At 54.7% G+C, this 7,900-nt stretch carries 9 protein-coding genes and 1 pseudogene; all 10 read left to right on the top strand.

Going from position 1 to position 7,900, the window contains the following annotated elements; genetic code table 11:
• Nucleotides 1–70: 70 nt before the first annotated feature.
• Nucleotides 71–685: pseudogene (locus tag ACROSR_RS19625) on the top strand (IS5 family transposase); the annotation flags it as partial.
• A gap of 624 nt (nt 686–1,309) precedes the next feature.
• Entirely contained in the window at nt 1,310–2,353 is a 1,044-nt protein-coding gene (locus ACROSR_RS19620) for a replication initiator protein A (protein WP_432687579.1), read from the top strand.
• Nucleotides 2,354–2,864: 511 nt separating this feature from the next.
• A complete protein-coding gene (locus tag ACROSR_RS19615; RefSeq protein WP_432687578.1) occupies nt 2,865–3,908 on the top strand; it encodes a replication initiator protein A in 1,044 nt (347 codons plus the stop codon).
• A gap of 266 nt (nt 3,909–4,174) precedes the next feature.
• Complete coding sequence (locus tag ACROSR_RS19610) at nt 4,175–4,918, top strand: AAA family ATPase (RefSeq protein WP_432687577.1); 744 nt, start codon at nt 4,175–4,177, stop codon at nt 4,916–4,918.
• Nucleotides 4,915–5,226, top strand: coding sequence for a hypothetical protein (locus ACROSR_RS19605; RefSeq protein ID WP_432687576.1), 312 nt, complete (start codon nt 4,915–4,917; stop codon nt 5,224–5,226). The genes ACROSR_RS19610 and ACROSR_RS19605 overlap by 4 nt, the downstream gene beginning before the upstream one ends.
• A gap of 229 nt (nt 5,227–5,455) precedes the next feature.
• Nucleotides 5,456–5,725, top strand: coding sequence for a WGR domain-containing protein (locus ACROSR_RS19600; RefSeq protein WP_432687575.1), 270 nt, complete (start codon nt 5,456–5,458; stop codon nt 5,723–5,725).
• A gap of 78 nt (nt 5,726–5,803) precedes the next feature.
• Nucleotides 5,804–6,523: a UPF0149 family protein gene (locus ACROSR_RS19595; protein ID WP_432687574.1), complete on the top strand. Its 720-nt coding sequence runs from the start codon at nt 5,804–5,806 to the stop codon at nt 6,521–6,523.
• A gap of 108 nt (nt 6,524–6,631) precedes the next feature.
• Nucleotides 6,632–6,922 (top strand): H-NS histone family protein, encoded by a 291-nt coding sequence (locus ACROSR_RS19590; protein ID WP_432687573.1) that lies wholly within the window; start codon nt 6,632–6,634, stop codon nt 6,920–6,922.
• A 290-nt stretch (nt 6,923–7,212) separates the two neighbouring features.
• Nucleotides 7,213–7,623, top strand: a complete 411-nt coding sequence (locus ACROSR_RS19585) for a hypothetical protein (protein WP_432687572.1) — start codon at nt 7,213–7,215, stop codon at nt 7,621–7,623.
• A gap of 54 nt (nt 7,624–7,677) precedes the next feature.
• Nucleotides 7,678–7,797, top strand: coding sequence for a VPLPA-CTERM sorting domain-containing protein (locus tag ACROSR_RS19580; RefSeq protein ID WP_432687571.1), 120 nt, complete (start codon nt 7,678–7,680; stop codon nt 7,795–7,797).
• Nucleotides 7,798–7,900 lie beyond the last annotated feature (103 nt).

Here is a 7,900-nt window from a genome sequence, read left to right as displayed (position 1 = left end):
CTGACGTCATCGAACGCATCTTGGCTGACGAGAAGAAGAACCGTTAAGTTCAAACGGCCTTCGGCGAATGCTTACCTATCGCCGTGCGGTCGGGCCGTTGAACCTGCTCGTGGACAGCACCGGGATCAAGTTCCTCGGCGATGGCGAATGGCAGGCGCGCAAGCACGGGGTGCAGGGCCGCCGCCAATGGCGCAAGGTGCATCTGGCCATGGACCCGGCCACGTCCGACATCCGTGGCGTCGAATTCACCCCAAGCAGCAAAGGCGACAGTCCGGTACTGCCGGAATTGCTCGGCCAACTCCCGCCAGACGAGCCGATCGGCACCGTGACCGCCGACGGCGCCTACGACACGCGCCGGTGCCACAAGGCCATCATCGACCGGCAGGCCATCCCAATCATCCCGATCCGCAAGAACGGCCGGCTCTGGAAGGATGACTGCCCGGCGGCACGCGCCCGAAACGAAACCCTGCGCGCCACCCTATACTATGGAAGGGCGTTCTGGAAACGCTGGACCGGATACCATGCCCGAAGCCGGATCGAGGCGAAGATGCGCTGCCTCAAGGCCTTCGGGGAGCGCATCGCCGCAAGAGACCCCGACCGCCAGACCGCCGAAATCCACATCCGCATCGCCCTCATGAACCGCTTCTCGGCCCTCGGCACCGCCGAGATCGTCCGCGTCGCCTGACGTCAGTGGGGTAAGGGGAAGTCACGTCTCAGGCCTGAATTGCGCAACAACGCCGTTAAGATCCCCCGCCCTTACGCTTAAGTCAATCCTCGAAAAAGGCGCAGAAGATCCCCTCCTGCGGCTGTCAGGCGAAGATACGCCCCAGGATCAGAGGTAAGTCTGCAAAGGTCATCGACGTGCGACCTGATGGGTACACCCGGCTGCGATTGTAAGCGAGGTCGGCTTCAGGCCAACATCCGCAGCAGGATCAAGGCCGTTTTCAACGAAGAACTGGACAGCTTTCTCGGGCGGCTGCGCTATGCAGGTCGTGGCCCATTCTCCGATTAGCTTAAGTCTGATGAGCAAGGATCAAGATTTCACCCACCACCACTTTAGGTTAGATATTGCTGATCTTCAGCTAACCTGATGAGTTATCCACAGGTTTGGTAGTGTTATATATGTGTTAGACTCTGTGTTACGGTATTCGTGGCAGTGTATAAGATACTGAAATATAATAATAAAACATGGTCTTTTTCAGTGTGCAGTGTGTGAAACCCCGAATCTGGGTGTGTGAAACCCCGAACTTTGGTGGGTAAAACCCCGAATCCTATTGACGAGGGTGTGTGAAACCCCGAATGTGAGACTATGGTGTGTGAAACCCCGAACACAACGCGACCCCTTCTCCCGGATCGGCATCCGCAGCATGACTTGTTCATCTGTGATGTGGCTGATGCGGTACTGAAAGACATGATGGTCCTGATGGAGCATCCCTTCTACTCCCTGTCGAAAAAGCCCGAGATGTCGGTGAGGCGGTACGACCACAATGGGAACTGGGTTGAAATCAAGCCGAGTTACAAGGGCTTGGCAACTATTTATGACAAAGACATTCTCATCTACTGCATTTCGCAGATCATGCATAAGTTACGCGAAGGAGAGATCGTTGCACCGCGTGTGCGTATTAATTCCCGTGAGCTGCTGATCTTCTCTAACCGGGGGACGGCAGGCAAAGACTACGCCGCTCTTTTGGAAGCGATTGACCGTTTGTCGGGGACGCGGATCAGCACTAATATCCGTACGGGTGATGAAGAGCAGTATGACACTTTCGGGCTGATCGACGCGGCTTCTGTTCGTCGCAAGCATGGCATAGATGGTCGCCTGCTTTGGTGCGAGATTGAGCTATCCAAGTGGGTTTTCAACGCGATCAAGGCGCAGGAGGTGCTGACGCTTCATCGCGATTATTTTCGCCTGCGCAAGCCGATTGAGAGACGGGTTTATGAGATTGCACGGAAGCATTGTGGCCGCCAGACTAGTTGGACGATTGGTCTCGATACGCTTCTGAAAAAGTCGGGTTCGAAGTCTCCCCTGAAGGAGTTCAGACGGGCAATTCGGCATCTGGTCGAGCATGATCATCTGCCTGACTACAATGTCAGGTTCGACGAAGAGAAAGACAACGTGACCTTTACCAATCGGGGCATGCTTCTCCCAGCTCAAGTGGTTGATAGCGATCCCCTGCCCTATGTACGACTGGGACCAAATGCTCATACGAAGGCAAAAGAAGCCGCTCCTGGTTGGGATGTGTATGCGCTCGAACAGGAATGGCGCGGGTGGATGAGCGAGCCGCCTCGTGATGCGGACGCCGCTTTCGTTGGGTTCTGCCGGAAATGGTATGCGCGCCGTGGGCGTCCGTGAGCTCCCACGCTCACGTTCTTTTCTCGAACGCATCCATTAGAACCTTGAGCATAGCCTTGCATGCGTCCTGCCCTATGAAGTTCCACGGATGCGTCTCCTCAGTCTACTTTGGTCAGTTGCAGCAGTTCGGGCCAACAGTACGGCTGCGGGAGTTTGGTGGCGCCTCCTTGCCCTGCGCGTGCTTCAGCATCGTTGATGGTGATGAAACGTGAGGATTAACACCTCTGTGTTATTTTAGTTAATTTAAGGGTTATAGTGTTACAGCGTTTTGCAGTGTCTAGTAAGGTACTGATATTGAATAGTAAAACGGTTGTTTGGTTTGGTTTTCGGTTCCCAGAGGGGCGAATCTTGGTTCCTGGAGGGGCGAAGTTCTGGTTCCCAGAGGGGCGAAGATCGGTTCCCAGAGGGGCGAATCCTCCTGATTACTTATCCACAGGGCAAAGGATTCCCTTCTGGTTCCTAGATCGACGAAAATGGTTCCTGATTCGACGAATCCTGTTAGAGTGCTCTCATGGGAAATATGCTGCCAGATCGTCATCCAAACCGGGACTTTTTCATTCTTGACGTCTCTGACGCCGCGCCTAAGGATGATATGGCGAGCATGGAGCATCCGGTTTTTTCCTTGTCCGTGAAGCCCGACATGAGAGAGCTCGAATATCAGCACGATGGAAAACGTGTCATCGTGGTGCCAAGCGGCAAGGGCCTGGCCACGATCATGGACAAGGACATCCTGCTCTACTGCATCAGCAAGCTGGTCCATAGCCTGAACTCCGGTGAAGAGATCTCGCCGTGGGTGGATCTGACGGCGCATGAAGTGATGATCAGCACGAACTGGCGAACCAACCAGGAAAGCTACCGTCGCTTTGAGGATGCCCTGGACCGCCTTCGAGGCACGACGATCAAGACCAACATTAAGACCGGCGAGCACACCCAGATCCGTGGCTTTGGTCTCATCGACGAGTACGAGATCGTGCGGCGGGACGAGGTTGGCGAAGACGGCCCTTTTGGTCGGATGGCGCGCGTACGCATCAAGGTTTCCGACTGGACCTTCCGGGCAGTCCAGGGAATGGAAGTCCTGACGATCAACCCACAGTATTTCCGCCTCCGCCGACCGCTTGAGCGGCGTATCTACGAGCTGGCACGTAAGCATGTTGGGGACAGGGGAACCCCTTTCACCATCGGTCTTGCAAAGCTGAAGAAGAAGGTTGGCAGCAACTCGCCTGACAAAAAATTCAAATTCTTCCTCAAGCAGATCGCCCTGGATGATCACATTCCAGACTACGATATCGAGCTGCGCAACGAGAACGTGGTGTTCAAGGCAAAGCGTCCCGGTTTCAGTAAAGGTCAGATAGAGATGGCGCTCGGATTGCCATCAACCCCCTCCCCTGCCCTAGTTGAGAAAGCACGCCGGGCGGCGCCGGGCTTTGATATCTATGCACTCTATCAGGAATGGAGGGGTTTTGCAGGGGGGCAGAGCGAACCACCTCGCAGCATAGATGCCGCGTTCCTTGGGTTCTGTAAGAAGAAATCGGGAAAGATAGTCGATACCCGATAGCACAACGTCGATCTGTGTGAGCCCCCTGCCCTACCTGCGTTAGAGATCAAAACTGCCGGCTCCCCGTCACGCTCGCATAGGTGACGAGCTAGACTGTGCGACGAAGGTTACGCATGGATCGCCAGAGGTACGAAGTGTGCGTGCGCTTTACAGCACGCCGGAAAGTGCAGCCGATAAACATTTTGCTAATTCTAGGGTTAACATTAGAGTTAAAGTTAATGTCAGCGTTAGTGATATCTCTAGTGTTGACTTTAATGATAACTTTGATGTTACATGGTGGCATGTATGTAATTACTTTCGCCAACCCGAAGGGCGGATCGGGGAAAACCACCTCCGCCATACTCCTGGCTGAACAGATCGCCCTTTCGGGTGGTCGCGTTGCGATCCTGGACCTGGATCCCAACGCCAACATCCTGGCCTGGGCCGAAGCCAGAAATGGGGAAGGGCGCGAAGTGCCCTTTGCTGTTCATGCCCGCCCTCAAGCCGAAGAGACCGTCGAGCTCATAGACGGCCTTGTCGATGAAGCCGATTACCTGGTCATCGACCTGGAAGGCTCAAAGGACCAGATCGTCACCTTTGCCCTGTCCCGCACCGATTTGTGTATCATTCCGCTTGACGGCTCCCCGATGGAGGCAAGGCAGGCAGCGGCCGCCGTGCGGCTTGTACAAACTACGTCTAACATGATCCGAACGCCGATCAATTATGCTTTGCTATTCACCCGTACCAACGCCGCTTTCCAGACAACTGATGAGCGCGATGTCCGCCAAGAGATGGAGATCAATGCCATCCCCACATTGCCCGTACGTATTGCAAAACGGGCACCGTATACGCGGATCTTCCGGGATGGTGTCCTTTTGGCGGAGCTACCCGACATCGTCACAGCCGAACATGCGAACAAGACCGCATCCGTGACCGACAAGGCTTTGAAGCAGGTCGCAGGCGCTATCGACAATGCCCGCGACTATGCTCAGACCGTCATTCAGGTCCTCACGAAAGAGAGGACATTATGAGTAAATACGGATTTGGCGGGGGCATCGAGCTTCCCAAGACCACGACACCGTCTAAACCGCGGCCGAAAATCGAGACGGAGCACGTCGAGAAGGCCGTTCAGGCCGGCACGGAGCTGGGCTTTGTCAGTCGCGAGGCTTCAAACCGCCTTAAACCAGGGCCGAAACGTACCGAGCCGCAGGACAAGGTCTCGATACCTGGACCAAAGCGCGTCACCGATGACTTCCGCAACTTCTGCCGGACACACAACATGACCCTCTGGCAGGGCCTTGAGTACCTTCTGAATGTTGAGAAGGGCAGGGGGGCTTGATCCCCATTCCGACGCTCTGAAGCCCTGCAAAGCACAAGGACTGCCAGCGGACTGCCAGCCGGTCCGGATTATTTAAGTGAACCGCCCGCCTCTGATCACCTTGTCGGAAAGCGGCGGTGTGTTTTGCACATGATCGCGCGGGGCAGAGTTGATATCAAACTTAAACCTTTTCTCCTTACTGTACACCAAATATGGTATACGTGTTGTAGAGCATACGTAATGTGGAATCATGTCAAACCTCAGCCCTTCTTGCTCGGCCCAAGCGGAGATCTTTCCCGACCGTATGCATCTTCGACGGGAGGACCCGACGAAAAATATGCGGCGCTTCTACAAGATGGTGGTACAGCGCGACCTTTTCGGGGGCGCATCCCTGATCCGGGAATGGGGTCGGCTGGGCAGCCCAGGCAAACTGCGTGTCGATCACCATCCCGACGAGGGCCACGCAGTCAATGCCCTGATCAACCTGATGACGGCCAAACGCAGGCGGGGCTATGAGTGAGCTCCTTGCCCGCGTGGATGACTGGTAAACACATGGGGCTTACACTTCCGGCGCGGGAACCAAGAATAGGGGAAGCCGTTGGATTGGTTCAGCGACAAACATCTACAGGAGCTTGACGCGGCGCTTCTGGCCTTGCCGGAAGAGAATGCCCCGATGCTTCTCGGCCAGTTCGACGGGTTTTGCGCAGCCTTGGTCGTCTGCCCGGAGCTGATTTCACCAACCGAGTGGCTGAACGAGGTCTGGGGGCCTGATGGTCCACCTGAGTTTGATACGGCGGAGGATATGCAGGGCCTGATCGATCTGCTCATGGCGCATTACAATCAGGTAGCTGACATGCTGCGCCCTCCTGCGTGGTACGCGCCTGTGCTGACCAAATACGAACGCACTGGCGAAATTTTCTGGGAGATGTGGATCGAGGGATTCATGCGTGCGGTCGTGCTTTACCCCGACGCATGGAAAGGTGTGATCCGTGAGGGCGACGAACACGCGCATGTAGCGATGATGAGTCTCCTTGCCCTGTCAAAGTTTGCACGAACGCGATCTGAGTATTCCAAGCAGGACCGGATTGACCGGGATAACGATGCACCAGACCTGATCACTGAAAGCGTTCTGGAACTGAACCGTTTTGCGAAGGGTCTTCCGACAGAGGCATTGTTTGAGGATATGCCTTGGGACAAGCCACAACCGGCAAACTTTCCTCTTGGCCCGGATGAGGCATCAAGTAAAAAGGTTGGCCGTAATGAGCCGTGCCCCTGTGGGTCTGGTCGCAAGTACAAGAAATGCTGTCGAGCCAACTGATCACTCGCGCGATACCTCGTGTATAAAAGGGGTTTTCTTTTCTTGCCATTCGCTGATAGTTGCATTTCTCAATCATGAAACAGGAAATACCATATGCACTTGGAACAGATGAGTCTTGAAGAGCTTAAGAAGCTCAAGAAAGATGTGGCAAAAGCGATTGAGACCTACGAAGCTCGCCATCTTTCCGAAGCCCGAGCCAAACTTGAGGCGCAAGCCAAGGAACTTGGTTACTCGCTTGATGACGTTGTCGGGGCTTCAAAAACGGGAAGTGCGAAACGCCTGCCGAAATATCGCCACCCGGAAGATGCGACCCTGACCTGGACCGGGATGGGGCGGAAACCAAAATGGTTTATCGATGCTCTCGAAGCAGGTATGAGCAAGGAAGACCTCAAAATCTGAGCGCGCCACCTGCGGGACTGAAAGCCCGTATTGGCCAGGCAAGCTCGAATCAGGTCGATCTTGCCGGTCACAACCTCTTGTGGGGCGTGTGTAGTGGTCGAGGTGTTTTGTTAAAGGCGATAATCCATCTTGTTTGGAGTGTGCTATCACGAGATTTGCACAACCCTAGATTGTAAACGGGCGAGGTTTCTGTGAGGCATCGCTAAATTTTATTATGAGTTTGGCTATGATGTGCTATTTGTTATTATGGATAGTTTGAGGCGAACACTAACGAGAAAGGTGTAAACAAAATGAAATTTACTACAACAGCAGCGGCAGCCGGTATCGCATTCATGATGGCAGGTGGCGTTTCGGCAGCGACACTGACGAATGCCGGGACAACGTGTTCCGTATCGGATTTCACAATTGGAAGCGTCGACGCGTCCCAGTGTGAAGGTGCATTCAGCGGGAATGACAGCAATACGGATCTGAATGGAATTTTTGGCATCTCGGGCTGGATGGAAATTGTGAAGGTGGACGCTCCGGATACTTCCGACAGTGGCAACGGTGTTGCTCTGACCGTTAACGGCAATGGCGGAACTTCGGGTACTTGGTCGGTCGATTCATGGGGCGGATTCACGACGGTGATGGGCGTTCTTAAGGGTGGCCCAACGTTTTCTGCCTATTTGCTTGACACTAATGAGGGTTTAGGCGGCGATTAGAATACCGACGGCATTCTAACCGGTGGTGGCAATGCCGGGCCGGGTTTGTCGCACATGACGTTGTATTCTGTTGAGGGTGACACTACGGTGGTCCCGCTTCCGGCCGCGGGCTGGCTGATGCTAGCAGGTCTTGGTGGACTGGCGGCGCTGCGGCGGCGTAAGAGGGCTGCCTGATCCCAGCATCCATCAATAAATAGTCTGAAAAGGGGCCTACCAACGGTAAGCCCCTTTTCATTTGTGTCGCAGAAAAAAGCCAAAGGCACTTTTCGTGGTCAGA

The sequence above is a fragment of the Roseovarius tibetensis genome (assembly GCF_050896375.1).
GTDB lineage: Bacteria > Pseudomonadota > Alphaproteobacteria > Rhodobacterales > Rhodobacteraceae > Roseovarius > Roseovarius tibetensis.
The sequence above is the reverse complement of the archived record's forward strand: the minus strand, read 5'-3'. Positions and strand labels throughout refer to the sequence as shown.

Coding starts and splice junctions, on each gene's coding strand:
- ACROSR_RS19585 (WP_432687572.1), top strand. CDS start 7,213: ATGAAATTTACTACAACAGCAGCGGCAGCCGGTATCGCATTCATGATG.
- ACROSR_RS19605 (WP_432687576.1), top strand. CDS start 4,915: ATGAGTAAATACGGATTTGGCGGGGGCATCGAGCTTCCCAAGACCACG.
- ACROSR_RS19590 (WP_432687573.1), top strand. CDS start 6,632: ATGAGTCTTGAAGAGCTTAAGAAGCTCAAGAAAGATGTGGCAAAAGCG.
- ACROSR_RS19620 (WP_432687579.1), top strand. CDS start 1,310: ATGGTGTGTGAAACCCCGAACACAACGCGACCCCTTCTCCCGGATCGG.
- ACROSR_RS19615 (WP_432687578.1), top strand. CDS start 2,865: ATGGGAAATATGCTGCCAGATCGTCATCCAAACCGGGACTTTTTCATT.
- ACROSR_RS19600 (WP_432687575.1), top strand. CDS start 5,456: ATGTCAAACCTCAGCCCTTCTTGCTCGGCCCAAGCGGAGATCTTTCCC.
- ACROSR_RS19580 (WP_432687571.1), top strand. CDS start 7,678: ATGACGTTGTATTCTGTTGAGGGTGACACTACGGTGGTCCCGCTTCCG.
- ACROSR_RS19610 (WP_432687577.1), top strand. CDS start 4,175: ATGTTACATGGTGGCATGTATGTAATTACTTTCGCCAACCCGAAGGGC.